At 46.2% G+C, this 21,338-nt stretch carries 19 protein-coding genes; 6 read left to right on the forward strand and 13 right to left on the reverse strand.

The annotated features are described in order from the left end of the window. Positions 1 to 66: 66 nt before the first annotated feature. The 4 genes from slyD to kefG form a co-directional block, all read right to left on the reverse strand. Positions 67 to 657, reverse strand: a complete 591-nt coding sequence (gene slyD, locus AB4384_RS13335; protein ID WP_017061108.1) for a peptidylprolyl isomerase — start codon at positions 655 to 657, stop codon at positions 67 to 69. 94 nt (positions 658 to 751) lie between these two features. Then, the gene (locus AB4384_RS13340; protein ID WP_029235422.1) at positions 752 to 952 is read right to left on the reverse strand and encodes a YheV family putative zinc ribbon protein; all 201 of its coding nucleotides are present in this window, start codon (positions 950 to 952) and stop codon (positions 752 to 754) included. Positions 953 to 1,108: 156 nt separating this feature from the next. Next, on the reverse strand, positions 1,109 to 2,905 hold the full coding sequence (gene kefB / locus AB4384_RS13345) for a glutathione-regulated potassium-efflux system protein KefB (RefSeq protein WP_017063703.1): 1,797 nt from the start codon (positions 2,903 to 2,905) through the stop codon (positions 1,109 to 1,111). After that, on the reverse strand, positions 2,892 to 3,476 hold the full coding sequence (gene kefG, locus AB4384_RS13350) for a glutathione-regulated potassium-efflux system ancillary protein KefG (RefSeq protein WP_050711690.1): 585 nt from the start codon (positions 3,474 to 3,476) through the stop codon (positions 2,892 to 2,894). Before kefG ends, kefB begins: the two co-directional genes overlap by 14 nt. 174 nt (positions 3,477 to 3,650) lie before the next feature. On the opposite strand from kefG, the gene AB4384_RS13355 reads away from it, so the two are divergent. From AB4384_RS13355 to crp, 6 genes are all read left to right on the forward strand, one after another. Next, a complete protein-coding gene (locus AB4384_RS13355; protein ID WP_372129664.1) occupies positions 3,651 to 5,573 on the forward strand; it encodes an ABC transporter ATP-binding protein in 1,923 nt (640 codons plus the stop codon). Beyond that, on the forward strand, positions 5,570 to 6,040 hold the full coding sequence (locus AB4384_RS13360) for a TIGR02444 family protein (RefSeq protein WP_048605369.1): 471 nt from the start codon (positions 5,570 to 5,572) through the stop codon (positions 6,038 to 6,040). Before AB4384_RS13355 ends, AB4384_RS13360 begins: the two co-directional genes overlap by 4 nt. A gap of 275 nt (positions 6,041 to 6,315) precedes the next feature. Next, positions 6,316 to 7,308: a hydrolase gene (locus AB4384_RS13365; RefSeq protein ID WP_048659215.1), complete on the forward strand. Its 993-nt coding sequence runs from the start codon at positions 6,316 to 6,318 to the stop codon at positions 7,306 to 7,308. A 95-nt stretch (positions 7,309 to 7,403) separates the two neighbouring features. Beyond that, on the forward strand, positions 7,404 to 7,616 hold the full coding sequence (locus tag AB4384_RS13370) for a YheU family protein (RefSeq protein ID WP_055319914.1): 213 nt from the start codon (positions 7,404 to 7,406) through the stop codon (positions 7,614 to 7,616). A 77-nt stretch (positions 7,617 to 7,693) separates the two neighbouring features. After that, complete coding sequence (locus AB4384_RS13375) at positions 7,694 to 8,563, forward strand: phosphoribulokinase (RefSeq protein WP_010435210.1); 870 nt, start codon at positions 7,694 to 7,696, stop codon at positions 8,561 to 8,563. A 239-nt stretch (positions 8,564 to 8,802) separates the two neighbouring features. Then, positions 8,803 to 9,435, forward strand: coding sequence for a cAMP-activated global transcriptional regulator CRP (gene crp, locus AB4384_RS13380; protein WP_004729651.1), 633 nt, complete (start codon positions 8,803 to 8,805; stop codon positions 9,433 to 9,435). A 183-nt stretch (positions 9,436 to 9,618) separates the two neighbouring features. Here crp and AB4384_RS13385 read toward each other — a convergent pair whose 3' ends face one another. From AB4384_RS13385 to rpe, 9 genes are all read right to left on the reverse strand, one after another. Next, positions 9,619 to 10,410, reverse strand: a complete 792-nt coding sequence (locus AB4384_RS13385) for a DUF1338 domain-containing protein (protein WP_372129665.1) — start codon at positions 10,408 to 10,410, stop codon at positions 9,619 to 9,621. 213 nt (positions 10,411 to 10,623) lie between these two features. Continuing rightward, complete coding sequence (astD, locus tag AB4384_RS13390; RefSeq protein ID WP_017071310.1) at positions 10,624 to 12,081, reverse strand: succinylglutamate-semialdehyde dehydrogenase; 1,458 nt, start codon at positions 12,079 to 12,081, stop codon at positions 10,624 to 10,626. 39 nt (positions 12,082 to 12,120) lie between these two features. Continuing rightward, positions 12,121 to 13,140 (reverse strand): arginine N-succinyltransferase, encoded by a 1,020-nt coding sequence (gene astA, locus AB4384_RS13395; RefSeq protein WP_372129666.1) that lies wholly within the window; start codon positions 13,138 to 13,140, stop codon positions 12,121 to 12,123. Positions 13,141 to 13,247: 107 nt separating this feature from the next. Further along, positions 13,248 to 14,459: an aspartate aminotransferase family protein gene (locus AB4384_RS13400; protein WP_372129667.1), complete on the reverse strand. Its 1,212-nt coding sequence runs from the start codon at positions 14,457 to 14,459 to the stop codon at positions 13,248 to 13,250. Positions 14,460 to 14,923: 464 nt separating this feature from the next. Then, positions 14,924 to 15,502 carry an aminodeoxychorismate/anthranilate synthase component II gene (locus tag AB4384_RS13405; RefSeq protein ID WP_372129668.1) on the reverse strand — a complete coding sequence of 193 codons (579 nt, stop codon included), beginning with the start codon at positions 15,500 to 15,502 and terminating at the stop codon, positions 14,924 to 14,926. 188 nt (positions 15,503 to 15,690) lie between these two features. Further along, positions 15,691 to 18,285, reverse strand: coding sequence for an ExeM/NucH family extracellular endonuclease (locus AB4384_RS13410; protein WP_372129669.1), 2,595 nt, complete (start codon positions 18,283 to 18,285; stop codon positions 15,691 to 15,693). A 385-nt stretch (positions 18,286 to 18,670) separates the two neighbouring features. Then, on the reverse strand, positions 18,671 to 19,687 hold the full coding sequence (gene trpS / locus AB4384_RS13415) for a tryptophan--tRNA ligase (RefSeq protein WP_372129670.1): 1,017 nt from the start codon (positions 19,685 to 19,687) through the stop codon (positions 18,671 to 18,673). Between the two features lie 150 nt (positions 19,688 to 19,837). Then, positions 19,838 to 20,524 (reverse strand): phosphoglycolate phosphatase, encoded by a 687-nt coding sequence (locus AB4384_RS13420; protein WP_017061120.1) that lies wholly within the window; start codon positions 20,522 to 20,524, stop codon positions 19,838 to 19,840. Between the two features lie 102 nt (positions 20,525 to 20,626). Further along, the gene (rpe, locus tag AB4384_RS13425) at positions 20,627 to 21,301 is read right to left on the reverse strand and encodes a ribulose-phosphate 3-epimerase (protein WP_010435263.1); all 675 of its coding nucleotides are present in this window, start codon (positions 21,299 to 21,301) and stop codon (positions 20,627 to 20,629) included. Between the last annotated feature and the right edge of the window lie 37 nt (positions 21,302 to 21,338).

Raw genomic sequence — 21,338 nt, forward strand, 5'->3', positions numbered from 1 at the left:
CTTGTGATCAAGAGACAGCCACAAGGGAGGCTTTCAAGATTCTTAAACTAAACCGTTAATTCGGTATTAGTGAGAACCACAGCTACCGCCGCCGCAGCAGCCGTCTTTTTTCTCTTCACCGTGGTCATGGCCTTCGCCACCACAGCAACCGCCTTCGTGGTCATGATCGTGGTCGTGACCGCCACAGCCGCCTTCTTGGTGTACGTGACCGTGTTGAACTTCTTCTTCAGTCGCTTCACGAACCGCTACAACTTCAACGTCAAACGTTAGAGTTTGGCCAGCTAGCATGTGGTTACCATCAACAACAACTTCGTCGCCATCTACTTCAGTAACTTCAACTGGGATTGGACCTTGGTCAGTATCCGCTAGGAAACGCATGCCAACTTCGATTTGCTCAACACCTTGGAATACGTCAGCAGGAACACGTTGAACTAGTGCGTCGTTGTGTTCGCCGTATGCGTCTTCTGGAGTAACAGTTGCAGAGAACTTGTCGCCAGCTACTTTGCCTTCAAGCTCTTTTTCAAGACCTGTAATTAGGTTGTTGTGACCGTGAAGGTAATCTAGTGGAGCTTCTGCAGTTGATTGGTCAACTACTACGCCATCTTCAAGTTTCACTTGATATGCAACACTAACTACTACGTTCTTTTCAATTTTCATGAGAGCTCCAAGGAGGTTTGGACTAAGCTCGAACAGTTGAGCTTAGGAAAAATTCTGTACCGGGATATTATGGGGATCAATTAACGAAACTCAATCATTCTGGCTTAAAAATACCGATCATTTCTTGATTCGCGTGTTCAGATTTCTCTACAGTTTTCGGTTTACGCTGTTCTGTGAAGTCACAATCGACACATTCCACCAGCTCGATATTATTTTCAATCCACCAACGGAGTGTGTCTTGAGTGTTGCAACTTGGGCAGCTTGCCCCTGCGATAAAGCGTTTTTTCTGTTTCACGTTCATATCCTTTACTACTCTGGATTCGCGGTTCTTCCCACTCACTTTATTGATAAGTTAAGCAGAGACCGCGTTTATTATTAGGTTAGTTCTATAGTCTGTTATTTCTATGCCCAAGCTCTATTTCTAAGCTCAAGCATGAGTTATCACTTCAAGCTACTGCCAATAGTTTCGAGATTGGTGATCGTTTTCCATCTCGTGTCCAAAGATCTCTTCAAGTTCTTTACGAGCCTCTTTCGCTCTTTGGGCTAACTCTGCATCTTCGTTATGCTGAGGCAGCAACTCTTTCAGCATACCATTATCCAACTTTCTAAAGTGTGCTTCTGCTCGCTTCGCTTTATATGGATGCATGCCAAGTTCAGTCAATGTTTGACGACCTAAATCCAATGCTCCAAGGAAGGTTTCACGCGAATAGTTACTCACACCGTGGTTAAGTAGTTGATACGCTTCAACACGGCTTCGTGCACGCGCCAAGATCTTTAAGCGTGGGAAGTGCTGCTTACATAAATCGACGGTTTTCATGATTTCATCTGGGGAGTCAGTACACAACACAATCGCCTCTGCTTTATCAGCACCAGCTGCGCGTAATAGCTCTAGGTGAGTCGAGTCTCCGTAAAACACCTTGTAGCCGAACTTTCTAAGGATGTGTATTTGGCTGGCATCACTTTCAAGGACAGTGATACGAATCTTGTTGGCATACATCAGACGACCAATGATCTGACCAAAACGACCAAAGCCCGCAATAATCACTCGAGGGCTGCGATCAACCACATCCGAAGACATCGCACTTTCACTGATTTGATTAAGCTGACGTGCAAAGAATCGGTCTTGCAGTTTAAGCATCAATGGCGTGGTCACCATAGAAAGGCTCACAACCACCAGTAAGAACGACACTTGTTCGCCACTTAAGATGCCTTGAGCACTCGCCGCAGTAAAAATAACGAAAGCGAACTCACCACCTTGGCTAAGGATCATCGCCATTCGGCTGCGTGCTTTAGCTTGAGTGCCGAAGATACGAGCCAGCGCATACAGCACCAAACCTTTCAATACGACTAGCGACGACACTGCAATAAGTATTGCGAATGGGCTTTCTGCCAGTAGACCTAGGTTTACCGCCATACCCACAGAGATAAAGAACAGACCAAGCAGTAAACCTTTGAATGGATCAATCGCGATCTCAAGCTCGTGTCGATATTCACTTTCAGCCAGAAGTACGCCCGCTAGGAAGGTACCTAATGCCATCGACAAGCCAATCCGTTGCATGATCACAGCAATACCAATCACAAGTAACAGCGCCGCGACGGTGAATAACTCACGCACACCACTCATCACTACGTATCGGAAAAGTGGTCTCAACAAGAAGTGGCCACCGACCAGTAGGCCAATCACGCCACCCAGCATCCACAGCATGTCAGCCCAGCTACCGCCGGTATTACCCGCAAGTAGAGGCAACATTGCTAGCATTGGAATAACAGCGATATCTTGGAAAAGCAGTACTGCAAAGCCCGACTGCCCTGCTTCTTTGCCGCCGAGCTCTCGCTCTTCAATAACACGCAAGGCAATCGCAGTCGAAGACAGCGCCAAACCCATACCTATCACGAGACTGGTTTGCCAGGTTAATCCAAATAGACAGGCGATGGCGGTAATAATTAGAGTGGTGATCAGCACTTGCGCGCCGCCCAACCCGAGAATGGGGGCTCGCATCTGCCACAGTTTTTTCGGGTTAAGCTCTAAACCAATCAGGAAGAGCAGCAGTACCACCCCGAATTCGGAGAAGTGTAGAATCGCTTCGACATCACTGATTAAGCCCAGCCCCCATGGGCCAATTGCCACGCCCGCTAATAAGTAACCAAGTACTGAACCCAAACCGGCGCGCTGTGCGATAGGAACCGCAACCACAGCAGCCGCTAAAAATATAACGCTACTTTGTAGAAAATCATTAGTCAGAGCCATCATCTGCTCCTATATCTTGTAGCGGGTCTCGCAACCAATTTCGATACGCTTCGGCGTGTTGGTAACGCGTCATATCGGAGACATTTCGTGCCCAGTGTAAAACCAAAGGGGATATCCAATTCATCTGACACAAAGCAGCGGTAAGCTCGAATGGTTGCAAGATCTCTTGTAATGGATATTTATTATAACCTGCGGCACCAAACGCCTCTTCTTTACCACCGGTAGTAATCACACTGCGCCAGTGTTTGCCTTTAAGCGCACTTTGCTCACCAAAAGCAAAGCCCTTGCCTAACACGCGATCAAACCACTCTTTTAACAATGAAGGGCAGGAATACATAAACAGAGGATGCTGAAACACGATCACATCGTATTGAAGGAGCAATTCATGCTCATAAGGCACATCAATAAAGAAGTCAGGGTAGATGGCGTAGAGATCATGAACTTTGACATGACCGAGCGACTCTACCTTCTTAACCATCATCTGGTTAGCAATAGAGGTTTGCGGCTCTGGGTGCGCGTAGATGATCAACACCTTTGGCACGACTTTGTCTGTCGAGGGAGTATTACTCATTCCTTTGAAACATTCCTTTGAGGGCTAAACGGTGGCAAGGCCACAAGAATTTAAGCAAAAGTTATTAATATGTTATTGGCATCATAACGCAAATTGCATTGTGATCGACTTTTATCTGGTTTCAGCCTACTATGCAGGCGTCTGTTCACCTCTAATTTCTATGCTATTTCAATTATGATTACTTTCTCTGATATTCAATTGCTACGCGGCGGTAAGCCACTCCTCGACCAAGCATCTGCGACTTTTCACCCTGGCGACAAGATCGGTTTGGTTGGTAAAAACGGCTGTGGTAAATCTACGCTATTCGCCTTAATTAAGGACGAACTGTCTATTGATGCGGGCTCATTCAGCAAACCTGCCCATTGGGAAATGGCTTGGGTTGCTCAAGAAACCCCTGCATTAGAAAGAACAGCAATTGAATACGTGATTGATGGTGACCGTGAATACCGCGGCCTTGAAGATCAACTAGAGAAAGCTGAACAAGCCGACAATGGCACATTGGTAGCAGAGATCCACGGCAAGATTGAAACCATTGGTGGTTACAGCATAAAGGCACGTGCTGCCGAGTTACTGGATGGCCTAGGCTTTAGCCAAGAACAAATGACATGGAACCTGACTCAATTCTCAGGTGGTTGGCGTATGCGTTTGAACCTAGCGCAAGCCCTACTGTGTCGCAGTGACCTACTGCTACTCGATGAGCCTACCAACCACTTGGATTTAGACGCAGTAATGTGGTTAGAGCGTTGGTTACAAAGCTACCCTGGCACGCTAGTGCTTATCTCGCACGATAGAGACTTCTTAGACCCTATCGTCAACCGCATCGTGCACGTTGAAAACCAACAGCTCAATGAGTACACGGGTAACTACTCATCGTTCGAAACCCAACGAGCGCAAAAACTGATTCTGCAACAAGCGATGTACCAAAAGCAGCAGAAACAGATGTCTCACATGCAGAGCTACATTGACCGTTTCCGTTACAAAGCTTCAAAGGCTCGCCAAGCGCAAAGCCGTATTAAAGCGCTAGAGAAAATGGAACAAGTGCTGCCTGCTCAGTTTGATAATCCATTCAGCTTTGAGTTTAGAGAACCAGACGCGCTACCAAATCCAATCATGATGATGGATGAAGTATCAGCGGGCTATGATGACAATCTGATTCTAGAGAAAATTCGCCTGAACCTAGTACCGGGTAGCCGTATTGGTCTACTTGGTCGAAATGGTGCTGGTAAATCAACACTGATTAAACTGCTTTCTGGCGAACTTAAACAGCAAGGCGGTGAACTGAGTTATTCGCAAGGCGTTAAGATTGGTTACTTTGCACAGCACCAGTTAGAAACGTTGCACCCAGAAGAAACACCGCTGCAGCACATGATGCAGATTGCCCCTAAACACACCGAGCAACAATTGCGTGATTACCTAGGTAGCTTCGGTTTCCAAGGTGAAAAAGCGCTCGATAAAGTGGCACCCTTCTCTGGTGGTGAAAAAGCGCGTTTAGTATTAGCGCTACTGGTATGGCAAAAACCGAACCTGTTGCTACTCGATGAACCAACCAACCACTTGGATCTCGACATGCGTCAAGCGCTGACTTTTGCCCTGCAGACGTTTGAAGGCGCAATGGTTATCGTATCGCACGACCGTTACCTATTGCGTGCAACTACCGATGATTTATACCTTGTACACGACCGCCAAGTAGCACCGTTTGATGGTGACTTAAGCGATTACTACAAGTGGCTAACCGAACAGCAGAAAGTTGAGCGCAAAGAAGCACAAGCATTGGCACCAGCAAAAGACGGTGCCAACAGTGCAGCAGCGAAAAAAGAGCAAAAACGTAAAGAAGCCGAGTTCCGTAAACTGACGGCACCACTGCGTAAAAAGCTTACTCAATTTGAAAAACAGATGGATAAATTAACTCAGGCTCTTGAAGAAGCCGAGCAAGAATTATCCGACACTTCACTGTATGAAGCTGAAAATAAGGCTAAACTGAATAAAGTACTCGCTCTCCAAGCGAGCAGTAAGTCACAGCTAGAAGAAGTTGAAATGGATTGGATGTCCACTCAAGAAGAGCTTGAGCAGATGGAACAGAATATGGATAGCTTATGAGCCCAGAGCACGCCCCAATATCACTAACACTGGAACGACTATGGCAATTTAGCCTTCAGTACTACAGTGTGCGCGGTGTAAAGGATGCGTGCCTAGCTTTGCAAAACCAGTTCCACGGCAACGTCAATTTACTGTTGCTTCTCAAATGGCTTGATGAGCAGCAATTGTCTTTTGCTGAAGAAGAGTGGCACAAAGTACAACAATGCTTGAGCCGCTCTGAAACCCTGCTTCATAGTTATCGAGAGCTACGTAAACATCTCAAAGCACACGTTGTCGACTCACTATACCGTGAAGCCTTACAGTTTGAGTTACAGCTTGAAAAGCAACAACAGTCCGATCTCGTCGACTGTATAAACTCCCTACAGCTTTACGCTAACCAGCAATCACCGCTCGCGTTTCAGTACTGTCGTTTATTAGGAGCAGAAAACCTCTACGACGCTTTTTCTGAACCAGCACCTCAGCCCTAGCTCATTCTCTTTCCTTTTTCTTCAATCAAGATCCAAGCTTAACTGCGCCCTGTCTCTCTTCATTTGCATGCACTGACTAATACGCACAATGAAGTGTTTAACGCACCTAACATTGATATTATTCAACTGGTTACCCATAGCCTGTTTTTGTGTCTCGTATAAGTGAAAGCCTTGCGCTTATGCCGAGAATCAACCAAGCTCAAATAAAAACGTGGGCGTTTCACTGCAAGCTCAACACGTTATCAAAGCCCATCAAAGAAGCATGGATCGTTTTTATGACAATATTTACCGCAGCCGCTGGTCTCTCTAATCCGCACTTACAAACCTTAGTGCCACGGTTTATTAGAAAACAGGCGCTGTTTCATCCTCACTGGCAAACCTTAGAAACTCCCGATGGTGACTTTCTTGATCTTGCTTGGAGCGAATCACCAGACTGTGACAACCCAAGCAATGATGATCGAAGTAACAAGCCGATATTCGTTCTATTCCATGGTTTAGAAGGTAGCTTTGAGAGCCCTTACGCCAACGGATTGATGAATGCATTTGCTAAAGATGGTTGGTTATCGGTAATGATGCACTTCAGAGGCTGCAGCGGAAAACCCAATCGCCTAGCTCGTGCTTACCATTCAGGTGAGGTCGAAGATGCGCGCTTTTTCCTAAGACACCTACACGCCCAGTTTCCGAATAACCCGAAGGTTGCGGTTGGCATATCTTTAGGTGGGAACATGCTGGCGAACTATTTAGCTGAGTACGCAGACGACCCATTGCTGTCGGCGGCGACAATCGTATCTGCTCCATTTGACTTAGCGTGTTGCTCCAGTCGTATTGAGCGCGGTTTCTCCAAGCTTTATAAGAAGTACCTGCTCAACTCTCTAAAATCGAATGCGTTAAAAAAAGTTAACCTGCTACAGGAAAAACTTGGCATCACAGCTGAAGCCATCAAGAACATCACCAAACTGTATGAGTTTGATGAACGAATCACTGCACCGCTGCACGGCTTCAAAAATGCCCAAGATTATTATGCGCAATGTTCTGCGCTGCCTAAGCTCAACAAGATTAAACTACCGACGCAGATCATTCATGCCAAAGACGACCCTTTCATGACCGATGATGTGATCCCAAAGTTCGTTCTACCCGATAACATCGATTATCGACTGTTCCAAAAAGGCGGACATGTTGGGTTTATTACTGGCAGCACACTCAAGCCAAGATTTTGGTTAGAAGAAGCCTTGCCTGCCTACTATGAAAGTATCCAAGATTCGGCATAATGACCGAGCCTTAGTAAATAGAAGCAAAACATTACTAAGCACACATATTTCTACATCAATAAACATATCTATGAACATAAAAGAGAGAAGTATTTATGATCATCCCATGGCAAGACATTGCGCCAGATACACTGGAAAACCTCATCAAAGAGTTCGTGCTGCGTGAAGGCACAGACTACGGCGACGTAGAGGTTTCACTGCAAAACAAGATTGACCAAGTGAAACATCAATTAGCTTCAGGAGAAGTCAGCATCGTGTTTTCTGAACTCCATGAAACCGTTGATATTCAAGTCACAAAACGCTTCTAAGCTGCGCTCATAAAGGAGCCGTGTTATAGTGGTAAACGATTGCTAACAAGTAAGTTACTCAAAAGACAAGGGTTGTCATGTCCGCTAAACATCCAATTATTGCGGTGACGGGTTCATCTGGAGCCGGCACCACCACCACCTCAGAAGCCTTCCGTAAAATGTTCAATATGATGGACGTGAAGGCCGCTTGGGTTGAAGGGGATAGTTTCCATCGCTTCACTCGCCCAGAGATGGATGTCGAGATCCGTAAAGCGCGCGAGCAAGGTAAGCACATCAGCTACTTTGGTCCTCAAGCCAACGACTTTGGTGCGCTAGAAGAGTTCTTCCGTAAATACGGTAACGAAGGTACAGGTAAAGTAAGAAGCTACCTACACACCTTCGATGAAGCCGTGCCTTACAATCAAATGCCGGGCACCTTCACGCCATGGCAAGAGATCCCTGAAAACTCCGATGTGATGTTTTACGAAGGCCTGCACGGCGGTGTGGTTGATGGCGACATTAACGTTTCTCAACACGTCGATTTGCTGATTGGCATGGTACCTATCGTAAACCTAGAGTGGATTCAAAAATTCGTTCGTGACACCCGCGATCGTGGCCACTCACGCGAAGCCGTAATGGATTCCATTGTTCGTTCGATGGATGATTACCTTAACTACATTACCCCACAATTTTCGCGCACTCACATCAACTTTCAGCGTGTTCCAACCGTAGATACATCTAACCCTCTCAACGCCAAAGGGATTCCAAGTTTAGACGAAAGCTTCGTAGTTATACGTTTGCGTGGCATCAAAAACGTCGATTTCCCCTACCTTCTGGCTATGATTGATGGCTCGTTTATGTCTCGTCATAACACGCTAGTAGTGCCAGGCGGCAAGATGAGTTTTGCTATGGAGCTCATTGTGAGGCCAATCCTGCAACAACTCATCGAAACCGGAAAAATAGGTTAACAAAACGACATTCTGGTTGATTACTTTTCATACCGTGATCATGTGCACAATTTTGCGTAAAAAATCGTAGCTTGGTCACGATTAAAATCAAGAAATAGTACCTGAAAAAGGATACTATTCTTAAACGAAACACAAGATAGCTTGCAGCACTCAACGAGTGCTCTTATCCTACAAGTCAATCCAGGCTTAGCTAAAATACGGAAAGCGGCAAGCATACCCTGCAGAGGAAGTGAGATATTATGGTTCTAGGTAAACCTCAAACCGATCCAACATTAGAGTGGTTCCTTTCACACTGTCATATTCATAAGTACCCTTCAAAAAGTACTTTGATTCATGCTGGTGAAAAGGCAGAAACCTTGTACTACATCGTTAAAGGTTCTGTGGCAGTTCTTATCAAAGACGAAGAAGGTAAGGAAATGATTCTTTCTTACCTAAACCAAGGCGACTTCATCGGTGAGCTTGGCTTGTTCGAAGAAGACCAAGAGCGTACAGCTTGGGTTCGTGCTAAATCTCCTTGTGAAGTAGCTGAAATTTCTTTCAAGAAATTCCGTCAACTTATCCAAGTGAACCCAGATATCCTAATGCGCCTTTCAGCGCAAATGGCAAACCGTCTACAAGTAACTAGCCAAAAGGTTGGTGACTTAGCGTTCCTTGATGTAACAGGTCGTATCGCTCAAACGCTACTAAACCTAGCGAAACAGCCAGATGCAATGACTCACCCTGACGGCATGCAAATCAAGATCACTCGTCAAGAGATTGGCCAGATCGTTGGTTGTTCTCGTGAGACCGTTGGTCGTATCTTGAAGATGCTAGAAGAGCAGAACCTAATTTCTGCACACGGTAAAACTATCGTGGTATACGGCACTCGTTAATCTCGATTAACTGAGCCAAAAATTTGAAAGCCACCAAATGCGAATTTGGTGGCTTTTTTGTTTTCTGAAGACCCAGAGAGCAGATGCGAGATACGATAAAAACTCACAGAATCCTATTTGTAAACTTCCTCGAAGCGAAGCGTACTCGAATCTCTAGGACAAAGTCCGTGCTCGTACCTTTTGTTAACCGTTGGTGCTCTCAAAGATTTTGTCAGCTGATGCTGCAACAAAACCTGTGTAAAGCTCACCGTTGACCATCGCATAACGCTTAGCGAACTCATAGAAGCCGCCAGGAATCATCTCATTGCCTTCAACAAATGAAACTGGGACTTTGTCTGCCATTGTTGATGATTGCTCTAATAAGACCTCTGGAGAGCCTTTAACCTGACCGCCAGATGCATTGATCGTGAAGCCTGACTCGCTCAGGTAGTCATTCACCGCCTGCACTTCATCAAATTCATTTAGCTGGTTCACACTCACCGTAAAGTGGTTTGCACCATATCCATGAGCCGCGAGCCAAGACGCGTATTCGCTCTCTTTCGCTAGTACTTGGAAGTCAGCGAAGCTCAAATCCCAAAGACGACCACCAAACAAGAACTCATGACCTTGAAGCTTACTTGCGTCCACTTGCTCAACCAACTTAGCAACGATCTGTTGCAAGTCACTTGAACACTCTTCTACCTTCAACTCACTAATGAACACTTTTGGTTGTTTTGGATCTGGGTGCTCGTAATGCTTAGCCACCAACTTCTTGCTCTCAAACAAGTAGTCGCCACACGCCTTATAGCCTAACTCTAGGAAAGGCTTCGCTAATGTTTCAATACCCAAAGGAGCAACATTGAAAGTACGCAATGCAATGTGATCATTAATCAGCGCTTCGTCTTCTTTCAGCAAGTGATGCACTTTCTCAGCCGATGGACAAAGCCTGTGAATGTAATCGTCCCAAAGTGATTTAAAGAGTAGATCGGGCGTCATGGTGACTCCTTGTCAAAGGTTCTAGCAAGCTAGTAATTTGGATAAGAGAGGGAGAGGCTGAGACACAGAGTCAGCAGCCATCAGCCTGTGACATACTTTTTCTATTATTATCTACCGCCCAATCTAGGTGTCGGACGTGATGGAAAAGGAAAGCGATAACACCACTTCCCTATTTCAAGCTTAACGCATGAGCCTAAGACTCATTAGCCTAAATTAAAGCTCAATACCCGGGCTAAACGTTGCTGGAAGTTGAGTTTCACCGCCTTCCATTGAAGCCATAGGATAAGCACAGTAGTCCGCCGCATAGTAAGCACTTGGGCGTAGGTTGCCTGAAGCACCCGGACCACCAAATGGTGCATCACCACTTGCGCCTGTTAGCTGACGGTTACGGTTAACAATACCCGCACGGATATGGTCAACGAAGTATTCCCATTCAGAATCATCTGTTGATACAAGACCCGCAGACAAACCAAAACGAGTGTCGTTAGCTAGCTCAACCGCTTGCTTTAGCGATTGGTAACGAACCACTTGTAGCAGTGGACCGAAGTACTCTTCATCCGGCAGCTCAGCAATGTTGGTTGCGTCGATAATACCCGGAGAAACAAACGCCGCTTGACCCGCTTTTGCTTCTACTAGGCTGACGCCGCCTAACGATTGTAGATTCGCTTGCGCGTCCAGAATGAACTTAGCCGCAGCTTCAGAGATCTGAGGACCCATGAAGGGTGCTGGTTCAGCGAATGGCTGATCAACACGAATCTTTTGCGTCGCTGCGACCAGCTTATCGAGTAGCAGATCCCCCTTCTCGCCAACAGGCACGTACAAACGACGAGCACATGTACAACGTTGACCCGCACTGATGAACGCCGATTGGATAATGGTGTATACCGTTGCGTCTGCGTCACCATATTGGTCACTGATCACCATAGGGTTATTGCCACCCATCTCTAGTGCCAGCATCTTGCCCGGTTGGCCCGCGAATTGACGGTGAAGGATATGCCCAGTATTAGCGCTACCTGTGAACAGCACGCCATCAAGACCTTTAGCATCGGCCAGTGCGATACCTGTCTCTTTAGCGCCTTGTACTAAGTTGATTACGCCAGCAGGAAGACCCGCTTCTTGCCATAATTTCATCGCAAACTCACCCGTCCAAGGTGTCTGCTCTGAAGGCTTAAATACCACGGTATTACCCGATAGCAGTGCAGGAACAATATGACCGTTAGGTAGGTGACCAGGGAAGTTATAAGGACCAAATACTGCCATCACGCCTAATGGACGGTGACGCAGTACAATCTGGTTGCCTGCCGCTTCACGAGAAGCTTCACCGGTACGCTCATGGTAAGCACGAATTGAAATAGCAATCTTGCCCGCCATTGCGCCCGCTTCAGTGCGAGTTTCCCAAATCGGTTTACCCGTCTCTTTCGCGATGATTTGCGCGATTTCTTCGCTGTTCTCTTTAACTTTCTCTGCAAAGTTCAACACGATCGCTTCACGCTCTGCAAAGCTCAGTTTTTTCCAAACCAAGAAGGCTTCACGAGCTGCTGCTACTGCAGATTCAACCTGTGCTGGTGTCGCGCTATCACCCTGCCACACTACTTCATTGTTGTATGGGCTTACTGATGTCATGGCGTCACCTTGACCTGCCACCCACTGTCCTGCTATCCACTGAGTCATACTTCTATCCTTAAAATCTTCGACAGATAATCGCCACTCTTATTGAGCCAACATGCGAACGAATTCGCCTTCTTTTACTTCAAGAGCGCTTGCTACTTCAGATGATAAAATCACTGTGTCGCTTGCTTGGTCATACGCACCTTTCGCGGCTACTGCGCGGAAGTTCTCAAACGAGGTATTACCAATTAGGAAGTCTTTAGAGCTAGAGTGCTCTGCAATTTGAACCTGTGCTCGAATTGAGTGACGCACAGATTCGATGTTTCTTAGATCACACTCAACCGTTGGGCCTGCATCAAAGATGTCGACATAACCACGGTTGGTGAAACCTTCACGTTCCAGCAACTTAAGTGCAGGGCGCGTATTGTCATGTACCTCTCCGATCACCGCTTGAGCTTCTTTGCTCAGTAGGTTCACGTAGATAGGTAGCTTAGGCATTAGGTCAGCAATAAAGCCTTTCTTACCAATACCGGTTAGGTAATCGGCAAGCGTGAAGTCAATCGAGAAGAAATGTTCTTGCAGCCATTGCCAGAAAGGAGAATTGCCTTCCGCATCTGATACACCACGCATCTCAGCAAAGATCGTTTTTGAGAAACGCTCTGGGTGCTCAGCCATCAGTAGGAAACGACACTTAGACATCAGTCGACCGTTTAAGCCTTTGCGGTAATCAGGACGTAAGAACAGCGTACAAATTTCGCTGCAGCCTGTGTAGTTATTACCAAACGTCAACAGCTTAACCACGTTATTCACTTTAAGGCGCTGTGAAGAGTGAACCACTTTACTGATGTGGTACGAGTAAAAAGGCACATCCCAGCCAATGGAAGCTTCGATACCCGTTGTACCAGCAACTTCGCCAGTTTCAGCGTCGAAACCCACCATTAGATAGCCTTCATCACCGGGTTCGGTCACGCCTTGTTTCGCGAAGCTGTATTCAGAGTGAGTAATACGATTGGTTAACAGTTCTTCGTTAACCGGAAGAGATGTGAATCCATGTCCTGACTCAACAGCGCAGGTATGCAGCGCATCGTAATCAGATAGTTTTATTGGGCGAACAACTAGCATCAATATTCCCTCCAGATGCAAAATAGGCCCAAAACCAGAAGCTTGGGCCTTTAGCAAAACGTCATGGGATCGCTCTAATGGCGATCATTCCTATGACGCCGCTTAGGCTAAACTAGCGTAGCGATTGCTTTGTCTAGTTTTGATAAGCCTTCTTCAATTTCTTGTGTAGTAATAACCAGTGATGGCGTAAAACGAACCACGTTTGCACCCGCAACCAGTACCATCAAGCCTTGTTCGCCTGCCGCTACTAATACGTCACGTGCACGTCCTTGCCACTCGTCATTTAGTGCAGCGCCTAACAATAGGCCTTTACCACGAACTTCACTGAATATTTGATATTTGTCATTAATCTTAGCTAAGCCGTCACGAAACAGCGCTTCACGCTCTTTTACGCCAGCTAAGGTTTCTGGTTGGCTAACGACGTCAACAACCGCTTCAGCAACGGCACACGCTAGTGGGTTACCGCCGTATGTTGAACCGTGCGTACCGACTTTTAGGTGTGTCGCGAGTTCAGTCGTTGTTAGCATCGCGCCGATAGGGAAACCACCACCGAGTGATTTTGCTGTACTTAAGATATCAGGTGTCACACCTAGGCCTTGATACGCATAAAAATTGCCCGTACGGCCATTACCTGTTTGCACTTCATCAAAAATAAGCAGCGCATTGTGCTTGTCACACAGCTCACGAACCGTGTTCACAAACTCAGAGGTTGGAGAGATGATGCCACCCTCACCTTGCAGAGGTTCCATCATGATTGCACATGTGCGATCAGAGATGTGCGCTTCTAGCGCGGCAATATCATTGTAAGGCAGGTGAGTTACATCGCCCGGTTTAGGACCGAAGCCGTCAGAATAAGCTTCTTGACCACCTACAGTTACAGTAAAGAAAGTACGACCATGGAAACCTTGTTTGAATGCAATGATTTCAGATTTCTCAGGGCTATGAACATCTGCCGCCCAACGACGAGCCAACTTCAATGCTGCTTCATTCGCTTCTGCGCCAGAGTTGGCAAAAAATACTTTTTCTGCAAAACATACGTCGGTTAGCTTCTTCGCTAGACGCAGTGCAGGTTCGTTGGTCATCACGTTACTCAGATGCCAAATCTTGTTTGCTTGCTCAGTAACGGCATTCACCATTGCTGGGTGACAGTGACCCAAGCAGCTCACAGCGATACCGCCAGCAAAGTCGATATACTCTCGGCCTTGTTGGTCCCAAACGCGTGCGCCTTCCCCTTTTACCGGGATCATTTCCATTGGGTTATAACAAGGCACCATCACCTCATTAAAAAGACTACGTTCTACATTATTTTCCACTGTCATCGTACATTCCTTCTCGATACCGCAAGCTTCGCAAATAAGCGTAATGGTTCATAAGTGAGATAAAGATATTTTGTCCCGCCATAATCCCGCTGCAGCATTATATTTACATTTAATTAACCTTTTCAATAGTAGATTATTCTTTAGCCATCCCTAACAACCAGCTAAACGTCACTACCTATGACTATTTATGCATCAAACAATCTGTTTTATGAAGCTTTTTTTAACTAAACGTCTATCCATCAACAGTAAAGCCTTACTGGTACAGCGGTATAAGGGGTTCGAGAGGAAATAAGGCGAATAATATTGCATAGACTAAAAACTTAGCCTGAAGAGGGAGAAATGTTATAAAAAGTGATCGGCGTCAGAGGGATGAAGACGCGGCGCGCCCGAATTAAAACGCTTAACGAACGAGGTAATACGTTTAACTGGCTTATTTGAACGAATGAAAAGCCAAATTTAAACACTCAACGCGCTAAGAAGTTAGCAAGAAGCTGGTGTCCTTGCTCTGTTTTAATCGATTCAGGGTGAAATTGGACGGCATCAATCGGCAAGGTTTTGTGTTGATAACCCATGATCTCATCCATACTGCCATCTTCAAATTCTGTCCAAGAAGTGAGTTCAAAGCAGTCAGGGAGCGTACCATTTTTCACCACTAAAGAGTGGTAACGAGTCACAGTCAGAGGATTATTGAGACCTTGAAAAACGCTCTTACCGTTATGACGGATCGGAGAGGTTTTACCATGCATCACTTGTCTGGCTCTCACCACTTCACCACCAAAGACTTGAGCAATGGCTTGATGACCAAGACACACACCTAAGATCGGCAACTTACCCACGAAGTGCTCAATGACTTGCAGAGAGATTCCCGCATCATTCGGCGTACAAGGACCCGGAGAGATAACAAGATGGCTAGGGTTCAGCGATTCTATACCCGCAATATCAATCTCATCGTTGCGAACAACTTTCACAGTGATCCCTAACTCACAGAAATACTGATACAAGTTATAGGTAAAAGAGTCGTAGTTATCGATGATAAGTAACATGGGTCGAAATCGTTTGCTAAATACTAAATGATTGAGAGATATAGGGGCGGTATTGTGCAATACCCATGGCGAAAGGCAAGTGGAAACTGCATTTCGCCAATAATTAAGGCCAACCTAAGTTGACCTTAATTGTTTACAGATAACTTTCAGTTACCTGTATCAGCTGGCTTGCGCAGTTAACGATGTCGCTACTTGCGACGACGCCACATTGCCAGGCCAAACAATGACATCAATGCACCCAAGCCGAATGAACCGCCGACTCTTAACTCAAGAACGGCAGGATCATGATCCGATGAACGGAAGTGATCTTGGTACTTAGGTAGGTCACCTTTGTACTCTTCGTTGTAGTCAAACAACGTCGACTCACCACCATTGATGTGCCAATCGGTAGCATCGACAACCCTATCTTTCAGGCTTTCGCTGATCAGCAGGTGGTCTAGAGCGCCAACTTCATCATTGTATGAGTAGCTCCAGCTGTCTGGGTGCTTTTGAGCCACAGCATTGATATAACCGTAGTTCTTCGTAATCACCGCACCGCTATCACCAAACTGCTCAACACCATCAATGAAGGTATTACGAGCTGCTTTGATCTGCTTGCCGTATTTCTCTTCCGAGTAATCGGTTAGCACCAGCATTGGATCTTCCATGCCGTACGAGTTCATATCACCCAGGATCACTTTGTGACCTTTGATGCCATCGAGCGCTTCACCTAATGCAACCGCCGCAGCAACACGGAAGTTCTCACATGAACCTTGCTTATCGGCATCAACGCCGCCTTGGCCGCCCTGCTCAATCGGAGCAGCATCTTCCCAACACTTAGAGCCTTTCGATTTAAAGTGGTTGATCGCTACGGTGAGTTTCTCTTTGGTGCCTTTAACTTTAAAGGTTGGCGCCAATGAGTCACGTTGGTAGTTCTTACCGTCTTCAATCACCTTGCCTGAATCGTCTAACACCTCTGGTGCTTGTTGGCTTGGCATCGCGATAACACGGCTGTCTTTAAGCTTAACCACCTTCTTACGGTAGATAACACCCGTTGTGATAACGTCAGTACCAATAGAGTCCATCTCGTCGGTTACGCCGTCTTCGTTCGAGTCGACAGCCACAAAGGTATAACGGTCTTTCTTACGCTCAATGCGATCATTCAACTGATTCACAAGCTGTTGAATGGCAGAGCCTTCACCAAAGCCATTGTTCTCAATTTCCATCAAGCCAATGATGTCTGCATCTAAGCGAAGAATCGCGTTCACAATCTTCTCTTGCTGCATCTCAAACTCAGTGATGGTGTTCGCGCCACGGTTATTGCCGTGCTGATTCGCGTCGCCACCAAATGGAGAGTTGAAGTAGTTCAATACGTTGAAGGTCGCAATACGTAGGTCGCCTTCATCCATGTCTGGTTTGTCGGTACGCGGATCGTTGCGCACATAGTTTTCAGCCGAGATCTGGTTAGTCGCAATTAAACGGTACTCACCGTAGCTGTAAGTCAGCACGCCTTCTAGGCCAACAATGGTGTCATCAATGCGGATGTAATCTTCTGTTGAACCATCTTGGTCGATATCAGTGCGGCCAAAATCTGGGTAGAAAGGGACTTGTCCATCAGCCGCTTTTTGATCGGTTTCAACGAAAAGACGGCGGTCTGCGTTGTCTTCAGTTTGCTGCTTCGCTTCGTCAGATCCCGCGGCGGAAAGCTGGTTCGGCTGCATGTTAATACGCTCATGCGCCAGTACCATGTTGTTACGACGACCTGCGTAGTCATAACCAAAGGTACGCGTCACACGCATATCAAGCGCTTCGGTTGTTTTCACCAACATGCCTTCGTAGCGTTCAAGCGTTGCAGCGAAGTTCTCGTCACTGTCTAGCACTTCAATCGCCGTAGCTTCAGGTGCCTGCTGCTCGCCCTGTTTTAGCCATTGGTTGTTTTCTACTTTCAGCTGAGTGTGGCTGTAGTATTCTTGAACCTTGCCTTTCACACACACTACATCACCGGCTACTAGCTCTGAGCTCGACTGGTTGGTATGAATAAATAGACCCTCAGAAGTGCTTGAGTTGAAATCATCCTCAAGTGCTTGCAGGTAGAAGCCTTTAGTTAGGCCTGTTGTTACCGCACTTACCACACCTTTTACGAAATATTCATCGTCGGTGATGTATGGGTAGCCATCGATGAATGGCGATGTAGCGCCCTCACCTTGGATTTCTTGAATGGTGGTGAATACTGGGTCAGAGCCATCTTGTGTACAAGCGAAGGCTTCTGGCAGTTCAACGCTGTCTAGTAAACCTAGGCCTTCAATGCTGTCTTTTGGTAGCGATACCCATTGTGAAGCATCAAACGTCGCAGAAGGTGTTTGTGTCGCACGAACCAAAGTAACATCTTTGCCCCAGTCCACATCGCCCATCAAACCAACAACATCATGTACCGAGCCGTCTGAATTCAAGATAGCCAGCGGGTCGTCACCATTATGATTGGCGATAGAGGCATTAATGATGTCAGCTTGAGCTTTAATCTCATCACTCGCACTAGAATGTGCGACCACGAGTACTTCACCGGGTGCTAAAACGTGTCCATCTAAAGGTAAAGTGGCACCCCATGATCCGTTGCCATTGGCAGATTTCGCCAATGAGTAACCATCTAAACTAATGCTGCTATCGCCACTATTGGCAATCTCAACCGCTTTGTTATAGCTGCCGCCTTCCACATATTGTGAAATAAACAAATCAGCGTGTGCGCTTGTAGTTAACAAGCTACCAATTGCCACTGCTAGCAATGAAGGTTTGTGTAAAAGAGCCATCCGTTTCACCTGAGTTCATCGAGTTATAGTCACTGCCATCTATGGGCAGTCATGTATTTTGTGGTAACTATCAGGTTTATTTATGAAAGGAATAAGTCAGTTGGCAAGAAAATGAGGAACTTATCACTTTGGAATCATCAATTGTTTGGCACGTTATATATTTCCAACATATATAGAAACGAGTGTAATTTTATAAAGCTTGAGGGTACCAAATAAGATCATCTGCACAGCATTACAGCGATGGATATGCTAGCTAAATACTGGGTAAATTATCAATTCAAACAAGGGGGTTTCGAGGAAGGCAAATGGAATGGGCATGAAAAAGCCCAAAGTAAACAACAGCTACTTTGGGCTCAAATTCTCAAGCGAGTTGTGTTAGTTCACCCTATGGGCGAGTAACAAAACCTACTGCTTCGTATGCTTTTTTCAGTGTCACTGCAGCACGTTCAGAGGCTTTTTCAGCACCGGCTTTCATTACTGCGTCCATGTAGGCACGGTCAGCACGGATACGGTGATATTCAGCTTGAATCGGCTCAAGCATCTCAACCAATGCTGCGCCTACGTCTTTCTTGAACGGACCGTACATTTCAACGCCTTGGTACTGCGCTTCGATCTCTTCGAACGTTTTACCCGTCGCTGCAGAGTACAGACCCATTAGGTTAGAGATACCCGCTTTGTTTTCCCAATCGTGAGCAATGCGTGGTGGTGTTTCTGCATCGGTTTGCGCTTTGTTGATCTTCTTGATGATCGACTTAGGCTCTTCTAGCAAAGTAATCACGTTCTTACGGTTGTCGTCCGACTTAGACATCTTCTTCGTCGCGTCTTGCAGGCTCATTACACGTGCATTCACTATTGGAATGTAAGGTTCTGGTACTTGGAAGATTGGCGTTTCAGGACCGTAGATGTTATTGAAGCGAGTTGCGATATCACGCGCTAGCTCTAGGTGTTGTTTCTGGTCGCTACCTACAGGTACTTGGTGAGCACCGTAAAGCAGGATGTCTGCAGCCATCAACACTGGGTAGTCGTATAGGCCTACGTTTACGTCGTTTGAGTGACGTGCAGACTTATCTTTAAACTGAGTCATACGGCTCAGTTCACCCATTTGTGTGTAACAGTTAAGAAGCCAACCAAGTTGAGCATGCTCTGGTACGTGTGACTGAACAAATAGCGTGCTCTTCTTTGGATCAACACCGACAGCAAGACAGATTGCTAGTGCGTCTAGAGTCGCTTCATGCAGTGCTTTCGGATCTTGGCGAACCGTAATTGCGTGAAGGTCTACAACACAGTATTGGCAATCGTAATCATCTTGCATCTGTTGCCATTGACGTAGAGCACCCAAGTAGTTACCGATACTTAGTTCACCAGATGGTTGAACACCACTCAATACGATGGGCTTGCTCATGGTTTTAATTCCTTTGCTTATTCGCTAAGTTTATTGAACGCTTAGCTTCTTAACTTAAATATAGAAAAGCCGCACAGCTCTTCTGTACGGCTCATCCAGTGTACTCATTGATAAGTATTTTGCTAGTAGGTTAGCTAACTTTTGTCCGTTTTATGCTGAAACTAGAACGACATCTAGTAATTGCGCGACGTTATCCGCGACATAGTCAGGGTTTGATGCTGAAATCGGCTCGCCGTGGTTATAACCGTAAGTCAGACCAAACGAGTGACAACCTGCATTCTTAGCCGCTTTAATGTCGTTGCTTGAATCGCCAACCATCAACATCTCTTCCGCTTTTACATTGTGCTTTTCTAGCAACCAGTTCAGAGCGACTGGGTTCGGTTTTTTCTCTGGGAAAGAGTCGCCACCCAACACATCAACAAAGTACTTATCAATACCGTGTTGCGCCAGTACGTCTGGTACAAACTTCGATGGCTTGTTGGTAACCAGCGCCATAGTGAAGCCGGCTTTATCCAGCTCAGCCAGCGTCTCTTTAACCGATGGGTAAAGGTGACTTAGCTTGTGACCGCCCTGCTCATAGAAATCATCAAACAGGATGCGTGCTTTTTTCAGTAGCTCTGGCTCTAGGCTTGGGTCAACCGTCAAGTTACGGCTGAGTGAACGTCCGATAAGAACATCAGCACCATTACCTACGTAGTCGCGAACTTGTTCTTCGCTCACTGAAGGGAAGCCCAACTCCTGACAAGCTTGGTCAGCAGCAACGGCCAAATCAGGCACGCTGTCTAACAAGGTTCCATCCAAATCAAAGGCGATCAGTTTTATTGAGCTTAATGACATCTTACTTTCCTATTTATTATGTTCGTCTTATGAGTTGAGCTATAAGACGTAAAAAAGGGGCAAATTAGCCCCTTAATATTCAATCTATCTGTAGTTTTACGATTATGCGTTTACTTTTGCAAGCTCTGCACGCATCTCATCAATCACTTCTTTGTAATCTGGTTGATTGAAGATAGCTGAACCCGCAACGAACATATCTGCGCCCGCTTCTGCGATTTCACGGATGTTATCAACCTTCACGCCGCCATCAATCTCAAGGCGAATGTCACGGCCTGACTCATCAATCAGCTTACGAACAGCACGTAGTTTATCTAGCGTGTGCGGAATGAAAGATTGACCGCCGAAGCCTGGGTTCACAGACATCAGTAGAATCATGTCTACTTTGTCTAGGATGTAATCTAAGCAAGAAAGCGGCGTTGCAGGGTTAAGAACCACACCCGCTTTACAGCCGTGCTCTTTGATTAGCTGTAGAGTGCGATCGATGTGCTCTGAAGCTTCAACGTGGAAGGTAATCATTGATGCGCCGGCTTTAGCAAACTCAGGCACGATGCTGTCTACTGGCTTAACCATAAGGTGAACATCGATAGGAGCCGTAATACCGTAGTCGCGCAGCGCTTTACAGATAGGCGCGCCAAAAGTCAGGTTAGGTACGTAGTGGTTGTCCATCACATCGAAGTGCACAACATCAGCACCAGCTGCGAGTACTTTTTCTACGTCTTCACCAAGACGAGCAAAATCTGCAGACAAAATCGATGGAGCGATTAGAAAATCTTTCATACCAAACCTCTTAAGAGTGAGTAAATTGCGAATATCA

The organism is Vibrio sp. 10N.261.51.A4 (assembly GCF_041471945.1).
Taxonomy (GTDB): domain Bacteria; phylum Pseudomonadota; class Gammaproteobacteria; order Enterobacterales; family Vibrionaceae; genus Vibrio; species Vibrio crassostreae_C.